Consider the following 14,518-nt stretch of genomic DNA (forward strand, 5'->3'; position numbering starts at 1 on the left):
GCCGGCTGATCGTTAGCCGTCATGGCCGGGCTTGTCCCGGCCATCCACGCGCATGGCTCCCGCTTGTTTGTCGATTATCGCGATGTCACGGCGTGGATGCCCGGCACAAGGCGGGGCATGACGATTGAAAGGTCGCGCCTCACACCGCCCGCGCGCCCGGCGTCTCGTCCTTCCGATAGGCCGTGCCGAACACATAGTCCCACCAGATGGCGTGGACGCCGAAGCCTTTCTCGGCGTCGCGGAAATGATGCAGCATGTGCAGGCGCTTCACTAAGCGGCCGAAGTCGGATTTCGGCTGGCCGTGATGCGTCCAATAATGCACGCAATCATAGATCACATAGCCGGTCATGAAGCCCGCGAGCACGGGCCAGGCGAGGTTCGGGCCGAAGAGCGGACGGATGATCGCAAGCGCGATCAGCATGATCGGTCCCGAGAGCAACGGCGGCATCACGAGCCGCAGCGGGTCGTTCGGATAGATGTGATGCACGCCGTGGATGAGAAACTGGAAACGTGGCCCAAGACCGAAAGGCAGCGGAAAGACGGTGTGGAAGAGATAGCGGTGGCCGAAATATTCGGTGAGCGTCCAGCCGAGATAGCCGACGACAAGGCTGAGCGCGACGAGCACGGGGTCGTTCAGCGTCAGCGAATAGAAAATAAGGCCGAGGATGATCGGCGCATAGACGATCACCGGCGTCAGATGATGCACGCGCGAGAGCTTGTCGAGCAGATCGCTTTCGAAGAGGCGCGGAGAAGCGTCGAGCGCTTCGGCTTTCGTTTCCTGGGTCATGCCTTACTCCGCCGGCGTGGCGACGGGCGCCTGTCGTTCGGCCGCCTGCGTCACATTTTCCGAGCGCGTGCCGAGCGAATAGGCGGGATCGAAGATGAAAGTTACGAGCAGCGCCGTCCATGAGCGGTGACAGCGCAGCGTGTCGTAGAACTCGGGCGCCATGGCTCTGAGCTCCGGCAGGCGATTCCACGGAATTTCGTGAAAATCATGGTGCTCATTGTGATAGCCGATGTTGAGCGCGAGTTTATTGAGCGGCCCGTAATAGTCGAACGTGCCCTGGTCGGGGCCGAAGGCGAAATGCTCCTGCAGCCAGCGCGCGCTTAAAGGATGCAGGCCGCCCACCGAGAACCAGAAGGAGAAGAAGAGATAGAGCAGGGCGTTCGGCCCGAAGGCCCAGAGCACGAAGAGATCGAAGACGGCGATCACGGCGATGTTGATATAGGTCCATGTCCCCCAGATCGGCACCGTGCCCTTGAGGCGCGACAGGCGCGCAAGCTGGACCGCGGGGAAGAAGAAGAGCCACACGGCCTTGCGCCATGCGCTGTCGCCTACCCATTCGACCTCCCAGCGGCTCGGAATGTCGGCGTCATAATCATAGGCCGAGAGATGCGAATGGTGCTTGATGTGATAGCAGCGAAAGCCCATCGCGGTTGGAAAGGCGTTCGGAAGATCGGCGAGGATCGCCGTCCACTTATTGGCGAGCGGACTGTCGAAGACGCAATTGTGGATGGCGTCGTGAATGATGACGAAATTGGCGTGATTGGCGAAGGCGCCGACGCAGATCGCCATGAGCAGCGACAGCCACCAATAGGACAGGCCGAGTGAACCTAAAATCGCGGCGATGACAAGCTGGCCGACGAAGATCGCGGCCGTGATCTTGAAGGTCAGGGGGTCCTTGCCGAAGAGTTCGCGCGTCTGCGGATATTTTTCCAAGATCAACTTGCGCCGCTCGACATGCGAACGGTCGGCGCCGTTGGCGGTGACGGAAATGCCGCTCATGACGATGCATCCTGTAATTGATGGGCCGCGACTCCGTCGCGCATCGGCGCGGCGCCGCCCTCGACCGCAAGGCGTTTCTCGTAGATGCGATGAATCTTGTCGATCTTGCCACCGAACATTTCGATCGGGCGGCGCATGTCGGCGTTCGATTCAAGCACCCAGCCGGCTTCGAGATAAGGAATATGGAAATTCGCGCCGCGCCGCCGCATCTCCTCGATCAGCGCCAGTAGGATCGCGCCGCCGGTCGCGCTCTTTTGCAGCCATTTGCGCGTGCCGAGCAGCAGCAGCCGCGCCGAATCGAATTTATGCGAGCGCAGCCGCGTAAGAACGCGCGCCCAGCCGAAGGGGAAGAGGCGGCCATCAAGATCGGCGAGGATTTCATTGAGATTGGGCAAAGCGATCGCGAAAGATTGCGCGACGCCGTCAAGCTCCACGACGATGCCGAAATCCGCCGGCACGAGATATTGCAGCGCGTCGGCGTCGGAATCGAATTCTTCCTTGCTGAAGGGCACGAAGCCCCAATTGTCGCTCCAGCCGTCGTTGAACAGCTCCGCCATCAGCGCGGTCTCGCCCTGTTTCAGCGCCTTCATGTGCAAGGGGCGCAGCTTCAGGCGGTCGCGCCATTCGCGGCGCGAGGAGATGCGCGGCGACTTCTCGAGATCCTCGCCCGAAATGTCGAAACGATAGGAGAGAAGATCCTGGGCCTTCTCATAGCCGAGCGATTCGAGATGGCGCGAGAGATAGGGCGGATGCCAGGGCATGAAGAACATCGGGCTCGCATCGAAGCCGTCGACGAGCAGCCCGCATTCCTTGTTGATCGAAGGCGAGAAGGGGCCGTTGATCCGCGTCGCGCCTTTGGCGCGCAGCCAGTCCTCGGCGGCTTGCGTCAAGGCGCGCACGACCTCGACGTCGTCGATCGCGTCAAGCGCGCCGAACTGCGCGTTGGAGGCGCTGACCGGAACGACGCCCGGCTTGTAGATCTGCGCCATGACGCGTCCGACCCATTCGCCGTCGCGCCGCGCGAGGAACTTCTGCTCCTCGACGAGCTTGTAATGCGGATTGAGCTTATGGGCGAAGACGGTCCAGCGCTCGACGTCGAGCGGCGGCGCAAAGCCTTTCGCGCCCGCGTAGAGGAGACGCGGGAGCCGGCAAAAGGTCGCAAAGCGCGAGAGGCCGTCGACCGGAAGAATCTCGATCCGCGCCATATGCAAGTCCTAGCGGCAAGTCGGCGTTAACCGAAAGCGTCAAAGTGACGCGGATATGGCGAATGGCCTATCCGCCGGCCATGGCGGCGGCGACGATTTGGTGCGCTTCCTCCGTCACCGGCGGCATGTCGCGCAAGGTCTGGATCACGTCGCGAATCTCCGCCTCGCTGTGATTGGCGGAGAAAAAGAAGCGCAGCCGCGGCCCGTCCTTCGGCACGCCGATGCGCACGACGGGCGGCACGTAATAGCCTTGCTCCAGCAAATGCTGAGACGCCCACATCGTTTCGATATCGCTCGAAAACAGGATCGGCACGACGCCCCGGCCGATCGCCGGCCCCGTGGAGAATCCCGCCTCATGCGCGACGGCGCGGAAAAGCTCGGCGTTCTGCGCGAGCTTGGCGATGCGCCAGGTCTCTTCCTGCATCAGCCGCAGCGCGGTGCGCGCCGCGGCGAGGATCACCGGCGAGAGGCCGACGCTGTAGACGAAGCCCGGCAGCGTATAGCGGAACCAGTCGATGACCTGTTTCCTGGCGCAGACATAGCCGCCGCAGGAGGCGAGCGTCTTCGACATGGTGCCGACGATGAGGTCGATGCGGGCGGGATCGACGCCTTGATATTCCGCGAGGCCGCGCCCCGTCTCGCCGAGGACGCCGAGCGAATGCGCTTCGTCGACCAGCAGCCAGACCTGGTATTTTTCCTTGATCGCCAAGAGGCGCGGCAGATCGGCGACATCGCCGTCCATGCTGTAGACGCCTTCGACGACGATCAGCACATTGCGATATTCCTCGCGATGGCGCGCCAGCAGATGGTCGAGATGGTCGAAGTCGTTATGACGGAATTTGATGACAGGCGCGACCGCGCCGTCGGCGCCGGCGACGATGCTGTTATGCGCGAGTTCGTCGATGAAGATCGCGTCGCGCTTGCCGCTCATCAGCCAGGCGATGGTCGTCACATTGGAGAGATAGCCGGAAACGAGCGTCAGTGCGCTCTCCATGCCGAGAAATTCGGCGATCTCCGCCTCGAAGGGCCGGTGCGTGGAGCGTTCCCCGCCCACGAGCCGGGAGGCCAGCGCCCCGACGCCGAGGCCGTCGACCTCGCGCTTCGCCGCTTCCCGAATCTGGGAGTGATTCGCGAGGCCAAGGTAATCGTAATTGGCGAAGCTGACGAAGTTCTTGCCGCGCGCCGAGAATTCGGTCCGCAGGCGGTCGATCTGGGCGAAGAACGGGTCGTTGAACTCCAGCAAGGCGTTGCCGGCGAAGCGGAATCGCCGCGCCGCATAGTCCTCTAGACTTTTGTGCTTCGTCACTTAATTTCGCAGTCCCTGATCACCGGGCGCGCCGCGCGCTGTCTCAAAGCGAAAACCCGGACGCCGCCGCGCGCGTCCAAAGAAGGATCGCGCTGCTTAGCATTCCCGCCCCGCCCGCGCCAGCGGGACCGCGCCTGCCGGTCTGGCGCTCGCCGGCGCGACGTTCTATTGCCTAGACCATGTCCGAGCCCTCCGTCCATCGGCCGCACGCCGAGCGCCACGCCAATCTGCGGCTCAAGGTCGAGAATCTGGCGGCGGCGCGCGGCGGCCGGCTGGTTCTGCGGGGGATAAGCTTCAGCCTCTCCGGGGGAGAGGCGCTCCTCGTGACCGGCCCGAATGGCGTTGGCAAATCGACGCTGCTGCGCGCCATCGCCGGCCTCCTGCCGCTCGCGGGCGGCGTCGCGGCGCTGGAAGGCGGCGCGCCGGGAGCAGAGTTGCCGCAGCAGGCGCATTACCTCGCCCATGCCGACGGTCTGAAGGCGGCGCTCACGGTTCGGGAGAATCTCGACTTCTGGGGCCGCTATCTCGCGCGAGGGACGGAAGGGCGCAGCCGCTCGACCAAGGAGGCGCTCGACGTCGTCGGCCTCGGCCATGCGGCGGAGGCCCCATTCGGCGTTCTCTCCGCCGGACAGAAGCGCCGGGCGGCGCTGGCGCGGCTCCTCGTCGCCTTCCGGCCGCTCTGGCTGCTCGACGAGCCGCTGACCGCGCTCGATAAAGCCTCGCGCGCGCGATTCGCCGCCGCCATGCGCGATCATTGCGCGCTCGGGGGCCTCATCGTCGCCGCGACGCATGAGCCGCTGGGGCTCGAAGAGGCGGCGGAATTGGCTTTAGGGAGCGCGGGATAATGCTGCGTTTTTCTCTCCGACTCTTTGCCCCAGCCCCTCACCTTACCTCTCCCCGCAAGCGGGGAGAGGGGCTTTTGGCGTTGCGCTTACCGCCTCCTCTCCCCGCCAGAGCGGGGAGAGGTAAGGTGAGGGGCCAGGGGTTTGGCCCGGACAATATGATTGACTGGAGCCTCAATTGACCTCCCCGCTCGCCGCGCTTTTCTTGCGCGAATGGCGCGTCGCGCGCCGCATCGGCGGCTCCGGCGCGATGGGCGTCGTCTTCTTCCTCACGCTTGTCGCGATCATTCCCTTCGCGGTCGGGCCGGACCCCAATCTGCTCGCGCGCATTGGCCCGGCGATATTGTGGATCGCGGCGCTGCTCGCGACGCTGCTCTGTCTCGACCGGCTGTTTCAGGCGGACGCCGAAGACGGCTCGCTCGATCTCTTCCCTCTCGCGGAGACGCCGCTCGAACTCGCCGTGCTCATCAAATGCGCGGCGCATTGGGCGGCCACGGGCCTGCCGCTCATTATCGCCGCGCCCTTCTTCGGGCTGATGCTGCAGCAGGAGCGGATGGCGCTCGCCGGAATCGTCGCGACGCTTCTCGTCGGCACGCCGGCGCTGACCCTGATCGGCGCGATTGGCGCGGCGGCCACCGTGACCGTGCGGCGCGGCGGCCTGCTGATGGCGCTGCTCGTGCTGCCGCTCGCGATCCCGGTGCTGATCTTCGGCGTTTCGGCGGCGGAGGCTGCGAGCGGCGCTGCGACGCCCTTCTTCGCGCCCTTCGCCATTCTTTGCGCCATCACGCTCGCGGCGCTCGCGCTCTGTCCCTTCGCCGCCGCCGCGGCGCTGCGATATTTGGGCGAGTGAAGGCGCGCCTCAATCGATGCACACGCCGCCGCTGCTCGATCGCCCCGTCAGCGTGCGGGTCTGATTGCCGCTCCCGCTCGTCACATGAATGAAGCCCTTCATCTCGCCGCGCCGCTTGAGCGGGCAGCGCTTGGCGTCGGAGATCCTGAATGCGCTCCGCGTCGTGCAAAACATCGAGTCTCCTCGCCATTCCTTGGCGCCGGCATGCGCGTAAAAGAAATAATTATGCGGATCGGACGTTTCGCTTCGCAGCACCACGGTTTCGCAGCCGCCGCAGGCGCGAAGCGTCCACCAGCCTTCCGACACGAAGCCGCCGCTGGGACTGACCCAGGCTGCGGCGACCGTGATGCTCTCGGGCGTGCGGTTACAGATTTTGAAGTCGGCTTTTGCGATTGGCGCGAGCAAAAAACTTGCGCATGCGATCAAAATCAAACGACGCAAATGGGTCATTCCTCGCTCCAATGAAGGAGAGTGAGAAAGACATCGTATGCCTGCGTCGCGCTTACCGCAACGCCCAGGGGTTTTTGGCGGAAGCGGGAGTTCTCGCCGGACAAAGACGCGGGCTGCGCGCGCGCCATGGCGTGGCGGCCAGCACGAATGCGAGCGTAAGACTGAGGAGCAGCGCCACGTGCAGGGCGCGGTCGAGCAATTTGGACATTTCTCGATTCCTTCAAATGCGCGCTTAAAAAAACGCGCGCGGCAACATCATTATGATTGAAATAGCGCCCGGCGCCTCGTCCGGTTAGGGGAGAGAGGCGTAAAGGAAGCTGACCGTCGTAGCGCAGCCGAGGCCGGCGCATTGAGCTGCGCGCATGCGGCGCAAATACATGATGGCAAGGAGCCGCGCTTCCTTGCCCAGCCGCCGCTTCATCTTAAAGGAACCATTCTGGCTCAATCGCGAGGACGATGCCTACTCGCCGGTCGAGATGGCGATCTGGCGCGCGCTGCAGGAGCGCTATGGGAGGCAGGTTCGCAAGCGAACTTAGGCCGGCGGAGGCGACGATGTGCGCCGTCCACTGGGGCGATCCACAGCAATTCCGCCTCTGGCCCATCAAGTCATTTTCCTGCTGCTACAAACGAGCGATCACTACCGGAGCCGAAGCGGACATGGCAGGAATTTGTGAGTATGCGTCTTAGGCTGCGACGATCAATGCAAGCCAAGGATCATGTCGCCTCTCGCAAGCTGTCAGTAGAGCCCGCCCGTGCCGCTGCCGACCTGCTGGTCGACGTCATGCGGCGTATCGAGCTGGCGCGGTCCGCCGCCGCCCGAATAGGCGTCGGGCGGCGCCGTTCCAGGCTTGAAGGCTTCGAGAATCGTGCCTTGCCCAGACGAGCGCAGGCCGGAATGCACGTCAACCGAGATGAGCTTGATGCCGGGCGGCACGCGGAACGGCGCGTCGGGCTTGTCCTTCAGCGCGACCGTCATGAAATCGCGGAAGATCGGCGCGGCGAATTGCGCGGCCTGGGCATGGCTGCCCAGGGAGCGCGGCCGGTCGTAGCCGATAAAGACGCCGACGGCGAGGTCGGGAGAGAAGCCGACGAACCACAGGTCTTTCGCGTCATTGGTCGTGCCGGTCTTGCCGGCGAGATGCTTGCCGACGGCTTTGATCGATACGCCGGTGCCGCGCTGGATCACGCCTTCCATGATCGAGGTGATCTGATAGGCGGTCAAAGGATCGAGCACCTGTTCGCGCTTGTCGATGAGCTTGGGCTCCAGTTGGCTTTCCCATGTCGCCGCGTCGCAGCCGATGCATTGGCGTTCGTCATGGCGATAGAGCGTCTTGCCCCAGCGGTCCTGGATGCGGTCGATCAGCGTCGCCTTGATGCGCTTGCCGCCATTGGCCAGCATCGAATAGCCGGTGACCATTTTCAGAAGCGTCGTCTCGCCGGCGCCGAGCGCCATGGAGAGATAGGGCGTCATCTCGTCGTAGATGCCAAAACGCTTGGCGTATTCGGCGATGAGCGGCATGCCGACGTCCTTGGCGAGGCGCACCGTCATCATATTCTTCGAATGCTCGATGCCGTAACGGAGCGGATGCGCGCCGGTGCCGTGGCCGCCCTCGAAATTCTCGGGCGTCCAATAGCTGCCGTCCGCCTGCTGGATCGAGATCGGCTCGTCGAGGATCGAGGAGGACGGCGTATAGCCATTGTCGAGCGCGGTGGCGTAGACGAAAGGCTTGAAGGCGGAGCCCGGCTGGCGCAGCGCCTGCGTCGCGCGATTGAACTCCGACTGGTCGAAGGAGAAGCCGCCGACCATGGAGAAGACGCGGCCCGTATAGGGGTCCATCGCCACCATCGCGCCCGAAATGTCGGGGATCTGCCGCAGGCGGAACTGACCGGGCCGTCCCGCGAGCGGCTCGACATAGATCACGTCGCCAGGGGTGAAAGCCGTTTTCGGCGCGCGGCCGGTCCAGCGCATGCCTTCGGCGGTCAGGAGCCCGGTCTCGCGTTCGCGCGCCACCTCGCCCGATTTCTCGCGACCGGGCTGCAGGCCGATGCGGGCGCCGTCGCCGCTTACGTTGAGCACGACGGCGAGCCGCCACGGCTTCACGTCGCCGAGCGCGGGAATGGCGGCGAGCGTCACGCCCCAGTCGGAGGCGATGTCGATATGGTTCATCGGGCCGCGGAAGCCATGCGCCTCGTCGAAACGCACGAGGCCGTCGGCGAGCGCCTTGCGGGTGAGCGCCTGCATTTTCGGATCGAGCGTCGTGCGCACCGAGAGCCCGCCCTCATAGAGCTTCTTCTCGCTATATTGCTCGAGCAATTGCCGGCGCACTTCCTCGGCGAAATAGCCCGCGACGTAGGTATTGGGCGAGAGCACGCGCGGATTGACGCCGAGCGGCTCGGCCTTCGCCTTCGCGCCTTCGTCGGGCGTCACATAGCCGTCGGCGATCAGGCGATCGATGACATAGTTGCGGCGCTCCATCGCGCGTTCGCGATTCTGGAAAGGATGATAATTGCTCGGCGCCTTGGGCAGGGCGGCGAGATAGGCGGCTTCGGCGAGCGTCAGCTCGTTGACGGATTTGTTGAAATAGTTGAGCGCCGCGGAGGCGACGCCATAATTTCCGAGGCCGAGATAAATCTCGTTGAGATAGAGTTCGAGAATCTTGTCCTTGGGATAGGTCGCCTCGATGCGAAAGGCGACGAGCGCCTCGCGAATCTTCCTGTCGATCGAGCGTTCATTGCCGACGAGAAAGTTCTTGGCGACCTGCTGCGTGATGGTCGAGGCGCCCTGCACATGGCGCCCGCCCTGCGCGAGCACGGTCACGGCGCGCATCACGCCTTCGGGATCGACGCCGGCGTGGTTGTAGAAATTCTTGTCTTCCGCCGAAATGAAGGCCTGCTTGACGAGATCGGGAATCGCGGAGCTCGGCAAGAACAGCCGGCGTTCGCGGGAATATTCGGCGAGAATGGAGCCGTCGCCGGCATGGAGCCGCGTCGTCACCGGCGGCTCGTAATCCCGCAATTGCGCCGTGTCGGGCAGATCTTTCGAGTAATAGTAGATCAATCCCGCCGCGGCGACGGCGCCGATGAGAAACAGAATCGCGCCGGTCGCGAAAACGAAGCCCAGAAATCTCGCGAAAAGTCGCATGAAACGTCACCTTTGAGCCGGTCGGCGCGTCGGCGCCCACCCCTTGTTTATCCTAATCGCCGAGAGCGTCCGCGTTACATTTTCGAGAGCCTTCGGCGGCGCGCGTGACGCGGGACGACGGCCGGCGCCGCGCGAATCGTCTTTTTCAGCCCATGGATATGGTGAGCGATCGCATGTTTGTCGCCCCTTAAGCTTCAGCGCCATGAGCGCCCGTGGATCGAGCGGCTTGCGGAGGCCCTTCCATAGGCGCCCCCCGCCGAGTTTCGCTTCTCATTGCGAAATTCCCGCAAAGACGGGGAAATTTGGCGGCCCGGCGCGCCGCCGCGCTATGCGCCGCAAGCGTTCATTTGCCGTTCTTTTGTGTTTTATTGTGGGCGCGCCGCGGAAATCGGCGCGGCGGGGGGGACGCGCGCCTCCCGTCCTCGCGCGTTGAAGAAGGCGTCGATCGCCTCGGCGGTCTTTTGCGCGGCGTGGTCGCGCCATTCGGGCGAGGTAAGGCGGGAGAGGTCCCTCTCGCTCGACAGATAGCCGAGCTCCAGCAGCACCGAGGGCACGTCAAAGGCCTTCAGCACCACGAAACCCGCGGCCCGGCGCGGATTTTTGTTCAGGCTTCCGGCTTCCTTCCAGAAGGCGATGAGCGACTGCGAGAATTGGCGGCTGTAGGCGCTGGTCTCGCGCCGCGTCAGTTCGAAAAGAATGTCGCCGACTTCTTCGGCCTCCGCCTTGCTTTCGAGGCCCGCGGCCTGATCGGCGAGATTTTCCTTTTCGGCGATATGCGCGGCCTCAGCGTCCGACGCCTTGGCGGAGACGGTATAGACGGTCGCGCCCTCGACATGCGGCTCGGCGAGCGTGTCGGCGTGGACCGAAAGGAACAGCGAGGCGTTGTTGGCGCGGGCGATGCGCACCCGCTCATTGAGCGGCAGAAATACGTCTTGGGTGCGGGTGAGCACCACTCGCATCCGTCCTCCGGCCTCGATTTTCTCCTGGAGCGTCCGGGCGAAGTCGAAGACGACATTTTTTTCGAGGACGCCCGTGCGGCTGGTCGCGCCCATGTCGACGCCGCCATGGCCGGGGTCGATCACGACCACCGGCTTGTCTGTCGGCTCAGGGGGCGCGGCGGCCGCGGGCTTTTGCGGCTCGGCCGCGACGGCGCGGGCATATTCGGCCGCCGCCGCGGCGAAGCCGGCGGCGTCGGTCGGCGCAAGCTCGACGACGAGGCGCGCGCCATTCTCCGCCGGCTGGCTTTCGGCTTTGACAATCCTTGCGGGGCCGGCGAGGTCGATCACTACGCGCGAGCGCCCCGGCGCGAAAAGGCCATATCTAAATGATTTTATCAGCTTGTCTTTGGTGTTCTGGCCGGCGCGGGCGTCCATTCGGAAAGCCGTTTCCGGCAGATCGACGATGATGCGGGGCGGATTGGCGACCGGATGGGCGGTCGCCGGGGCCGGTCCCGTGAGGTCGAAAACGAGCCGCGCGCCTTGGGGCAGGCTTTCGATTCGGGCGGCGCGCGCCGAAATCTCCGCGCGCTGAGAACTTTTTGAATCGACGGCGTTACCTGCGTTTGGGCGATTCTGCGCAAATGCTGCCTGGTCGAGGGCGGGCGCAAGCCAGGCGAGCGCCGCCGCCAGCGCCCAAATGATCGGCGCCCCGACATTCCGCCTATTTTTTTGGCCTGATCCCGCCATTCGGCCTCAATCTCCGCAATTCGACATAATGCGCAAGGCGAAAGAATGTTGTAAGAATGTTCGTTAACGAAGGGTTAGCCTCTATTTGGGGCGGGCGCCAGCGGCGAGCGTCAGGCTTTCTCCAAATAGTTTTGTCAAATATACGACGAATGGCGGAGGCGGCGCTTGCGCCGCCGAGCAACGGCCGATATTAAGAAAGGGTGCTGTGGAATTCCCAGCGCCTTAATGGCCGCGGGACGCGGCCGCCAAGTTAGGCCAGCGGATTTCCCGGACAGTTGACGTCTCTCGTCGCGCCGCCTTGCGCAGGCTGCGACGTTTGGTTTGCCGCCTTCGGGCGTCGCGAAAGGTTTTTTGACGATCTCATGGCAAGGACCATGACAGGCGCGAAAGCGAGCGGTCATGTCGGGCGGTTCCTCCGCGCGACGGGGCGTCGCGTCTTGCGCAGCTTAGTCTCTTGGCCTCGGTTCGGTCGTCATCTCTCAAGGAGAAGCGGCGAAACGCTTTTCCGTCCCGTTGATCTGTCCGCCGGTCCTTGGGCCGGCCAGCGTCTCGCAGGCCGCAGGCCTTTCTCCTATATTCAATCAAACAGCGTTCGCGCCATCAGTTTGCGCCAAAATGCGGTCGCCGCGTCCCAAAGGGGACTGCGGCAGGCGCCGCGGGCGTCGATGCGCGCGACGCGGCAAAGAGTCCCCCATGGCCAACAAAATGCTCATCGACGCCTCCCACCCGGAGGAAACCCGCGTAGTGGTGCTGCGCGGTAATCGCGTTCAGGAATTCGACTTCGAGGCCGCAGACAAGAAGCCGCTACGCGGCAATATCTATCTGGCGAAAGTGACGCGGGTGGAGCCGTCTCTGCAGGCCGCCTTCGTCGATTATGGCGGCAATCGTCACGGCTTCCTCGCCTTCGCCGAAATCCACCCCGACTACTACCAAATCCCTGTCGCCGACCGGCAGGCGCTGCTCGAGGAAGAGAGCCGCGCCCATCATGAGGCGGAGGAAGAGGAGCATCGCTCGCATGGCCGCGGCCGCCGCTCGCGTCGCCGTCAGCATGAGGGCGCGGAGAAGCGCGCGCGCGTCGACGAGGCGGTCACCGGCGAAGCGGCGGAATTCGAGATTGAAGGCCCGATCGTCGAGGATCAGGCCGAGACGGCTTTCGCGGAAGGCGAGGCGGCGGCTCTGGAGCCGGCCGTCGAAGCCGAAACTGGCGAAGCCGTCGAAGCGGCGTCCGGCGAGACTGCCGAGACCGCGCCCGTCGAGGTTTTCGAAGCGGCTGAGCTTTCCATCGAAGCCGAGACCGCCGCCGAGCCGCCGCCCAACGCCGAAGCGGTCGCGGCCGAGCCGGCCATCGCGCCCGAGCATGAGGCGATTTCCGTCGATCCCTCCGGCTTCGGTCTCGTTGAAACGGGCGAGGCCGAAGAGTTTTCGGCGGAGAGCCCGGAGCCCGATCACGAATTGAAAGCGCGCCGCCAGGACGAGCGCGACGAGGCGCGCGAACGCGCCCGCGAAGATTCCGAAGAGGAAGAGGCCGAAGAGGAACGGGCCGAAGTCCAGGCGCGCCGCGACCAGCCCGTCGACGAAGAGCCTGAGGAAGACGAGCAGGACGACGAGGAAGACCACGTCGAACACATCGGCGGCGACGCCATGGACGAGGCGCCGTATCGGGCGCCGCGCGCGCGCCGCCAATATAAGATTCAGGAAGTCATCAAGCGCCGCCAGGTGCTGCTCGTGCAGGTCGTCAAGGAAGAGCGCGGCAATAAGGGCGCGGCGCTCACCACCTATCTCTCGCTCGCCGGCCGCTATTCGGTGCTGATGCCCAACACCGCGCGCGGCGGCGGCATTTCCCGCAAGATCACCGACGGCGCGGACCGCAAGCGCCTCAAGGAAATCGTTCACGACCTCGAAGTGCCGGAGGGCATGGGCGTCATCCTGCGCACCGCCGGCGCGACCCGCACCAAGCAGGAGGTCAAGCGCGACTTCGAATATTTGCTGCGCCTGTGGGAGAGCGTGCGCGAATTGACGCTGCGCTCGTCAGCGCCGACCCTCGTTTACGAGGAAGGCTCGCTCATCAAGCGCGCCATCCGCGATCTCTACGGCCGCGACGTGGAGGAAGTGGTCGTCTCCGGCGACGACGCCTATCGCGAGGCGAAAGACTTCATGCGCATGCTCATGCCGAGCCATGCGAAAAACGTGCGCCAGCATCGCGAACCCTATCCGATCTTCGCCGAAGCCGGCGTCGAGGCGCAGCTCGACGCGATGTTCTCCAATCACGTCACGCTGAAATCGGGCGGCTATCTCGTCATCAATCAGACCGAGGCGCTGGTCGCGATCGACGTGAACTCCGGGCGCTCGACGCGCGAGCACAATATCGAAGACACGGCGCTGCGCACCAATCTCGAAGCGGCGGACGAAGTCGCGCGCCAGTTGCGCCTGCGCGATCTCGCCGGCCTCATCGTCGTCGATTTCATCGACATGGAGGAGAGTCGCAACAATCGCTCCGTCGAGCGGCGTCTGAAGGACGCGCTGAAGAATGACCGCGCCCGCATTCAGGTCGGCCGCATTTCGCATTTCGGCCTTCTGGAAATGTCGCGCCAGCGCATCCGCGCCGGCGTCGTCGAGGGCTCCACCGTGCCCTGTCCGCATTGCGCCGGCGCCGGCCATGTGCGCTCCACCGCCTCCATCGCGCTGCATGTGCTGCGCGTGCTCGAAGAGGCGCTGGTGAAAAGCGCGGCGCATGACGTGACGCTGCGCACGCGCGCCGTGGTCGCGCTCTATATCCTCAACCAGAAGCGATCGCATTTGCAGGCGCTGGAGCGCCGCTTCGGCGTCCATATCACGGTCGCCGCCGACGACACGCTGACCGGCGCCACTTATCACTCGCTGGAGCGCGGCGAACTCGCGGCGGGCGTGCGGGTCGAGCAAAGGAACGCGCCCTTGCGGGTCGATTCCGTGCGCGCCGAGCCTTTGGAGGAAGAGGCGCTCGAAGAAGCGATCGCCGAGGACCTCGAAGAGGAGGGCGAGGAAGAAAAAGCCGTCGAGCCGCGTCGCGACGAGCGCGGCGGACGCGCGCGTTTCGCGGCGGAAGAAGGAGAAGAGGGCGCAGGGCGCGGACGCCGACGCCGGCGTCGTCGCGGTCGGGGCGGCGGCCAAGATCGCGATCAAGCCGGCGACCAGATCGCGCCGGGCGCCGAGCAGCCTTCGGACGAGGGCCTTGCATTGATGGCGGCGATCGAAGGCGCGCCCGCGCCGAGCGAA

General features: G+C 64.6%; 12 protein-coding genes. 4 read left to right on the forward strand and 8 right to left on the reverse strand.

The features are described from left to right. Nucleotides 1-139 precede the first annotated feature (139 nt). The 4 genes from V3H18_RS13080 to V3H18_RS13095 all read right to left on the reverse strand — a co-directional run bounded on the left by V3H18_RS13080 (nucleotide 140) and on the right by V3H18_RS13095 (nucleotide 4,297). Nucleotides 140-787, reverse strand: coding sequence for a sterol desaturase family protein (locus V3H18_RS13080; protein WP_332082513.1), 648 nt, complete (start codon nucleotides 785-787; stop codon nucleotides 140-142). Nucleotides 788-790: 3 nt separating this feature from the next. Then, nucleotides 791-1,786 carry a fatty acid desaturase gene (locus V3H18_RS13085; RefSeq protein WP_332082514.1) on the reverse strand — a complete coding sequence of 332 codons (996 nt, stop codon included), beginning with the start codon at nucleotides 1,784-1,786 and terminating at the stop codon, nucleotides 791-793. Further along, nucleotides 1,783-2,991: a hypothetical protein gene (locus tag V3H18_RS13090; RefSeq protein WP_332082515.1), complete on the reverse strand. Its 1,209-nt coding sequence runs from the start codon at nucleotides 2,989-2,991 to the stop codon at nucleotides 1,783-1,785. Before V3H18_RS13090 ends, V3H18_RS13085 begins: the two co-directional genes overlap by 4 nt. 67 nt (nucleotides 2,992-3,058) lie before the next feature. Beyond that, nucleotides 3,059-4,297, reverse strand: coding sequence for an aminotransferase class I/II-fold pyridoxal phosphate-dependent enzyme (locus V3H18_RS13095; RefSeq protein WP_332082516.1), 1,239 nt, complete (start codon nucleotides 4,295-4,297; stop codon nucleotides 3,059-3,061). A gap of 179 nt (nucleotides 4,298-4,476) precedes the next feature. Here V3H18_RS13095 and ccmA point away from each other — a divergent pair, with 179 nt between their 5' ends. Further along, a complete protein-coding gene (ccmA, locus tag V3H18_RS13100; RefSeq protein ID WP_332082517.1) occupies nucleotides 4,477-5,142 on the forward strand; it encodes a heme ABC exporter ATP-binding protein CcmA in 666 nt (221 codons plus the stop codon). A 175-nt stretch (nucleotides 5,143-5,317) separates the two neighbouring features. Then, nucleotides 5,318-5,989 carry a heme exporter protein CcmB gene (gene ccmB / locus V3H18_RS13105; RefSeq protein ID WP_332082518.1) on the forward strand — a complete coding sequence of 224 codons (672 nt, stop codon included), beginning with the start codon at nucleotides 5,318-5,320 and terminating at the stop codon, nucleotides 5,987-5,989. 9 nt (nucleotides 5,990-5,998) lie between these two features. Here ccmB and V3H18_RS13110 read toward each other — a convergent pair whose 3' ends face one another. After that, a complete protein-coding gene (locus V3H18_RS13110; RefSeq protein WP_332082519.1) occupies nucleotides 5,999-6,439 on the reverse strand; it encodes a DUF1036 domain-containing protein in 441 nt (146 codons plus the stop codon). Between the two features lie 52 nt (nucleotides 6,440-6,491). Next, nucleotides 6,492-6,647 carry a hypothetical protein gene (locus tag V3H18_RS13115; protein ID WP_332082520.1) on the reverse strand — a complete coding sequence of 52 codons (156 nt, stop codon included), beginning with the start codon at nucleotides 6,645-6,647 and terminating at the stop codon, nucleotides 6,492-6,494. Between the two features lie 154 nt (nucleotides 6,648-6,801). On the opposite strand from V3H18_RS13115, the gene V3H18_RS13120 reads away from it, so the two are divergent. After that, nucleotides 6,802-6,975 carry a hypothetical protein gene (locus V3H18_RS13120; protein ID WP_332082521.1) on the forward strand — a complete coding sequence of 58 codons (174 nt, stop codon included), beginning with the start codon at nucleotides 6,802-6,804 and terminating at the stop codon, nucleotides 6,973-6,975. 200 nt (nucleotides 6,976-7,175) lie between these two features. Here the strand turns inward: V3H18_RS13120 and V3H18_RS13125 are convergent, their stop codons facing one another. Both V3H18_RS13125 and V3H18_RS13130 read right to left on the reverse strand, forming a co-directional pair. Continuing rightward, entirely contained in the window at nucleotides 7,176-9,581 is a 2,406-nt protein-coding gene (locus V3H18_RS13125) for a penicillin-binding protein 1A (RefSeq protein ID WP_332082522.1), read from the reverse strand. A 365-nt stretch (nucleotides 9,582-9,946) separates the two neighbouring features. Continuing rightward, a complete protein-coding gene (locus V3H18_RS13130) occupies nucleotides 9,947-11,266 on the reverse strand; it encodes an N-acetylmuramoyl-L-alanine amidase (protein WP_332082523.1) in 1,320 nt (439 codons plus the stop codon). Nucleotides 11,267-11,959: 693 nt separating this feature from the next. Here V3H18_RS13130 and V3H18_RS13135 point away from each other — a divergent pair. Beyond that, nucleotides 11,960-14,518 (forward strand): Rne/Rng family ribonuclease (locus V3H18_RS13135; protein ID WP_332082524.1); only part of this gene is annotated, 2,559 nt, incomplete at its 3' end.

The organism is Methylocystis borbori (assembly GCF_036576025.1).
Classification (GTDB): Bacteria; Pseudomonadota; Alphaproteobacteria; order Rhizobiales; family Beijerinckiaceae; genus Methylocystis; species Methylocystis borbori.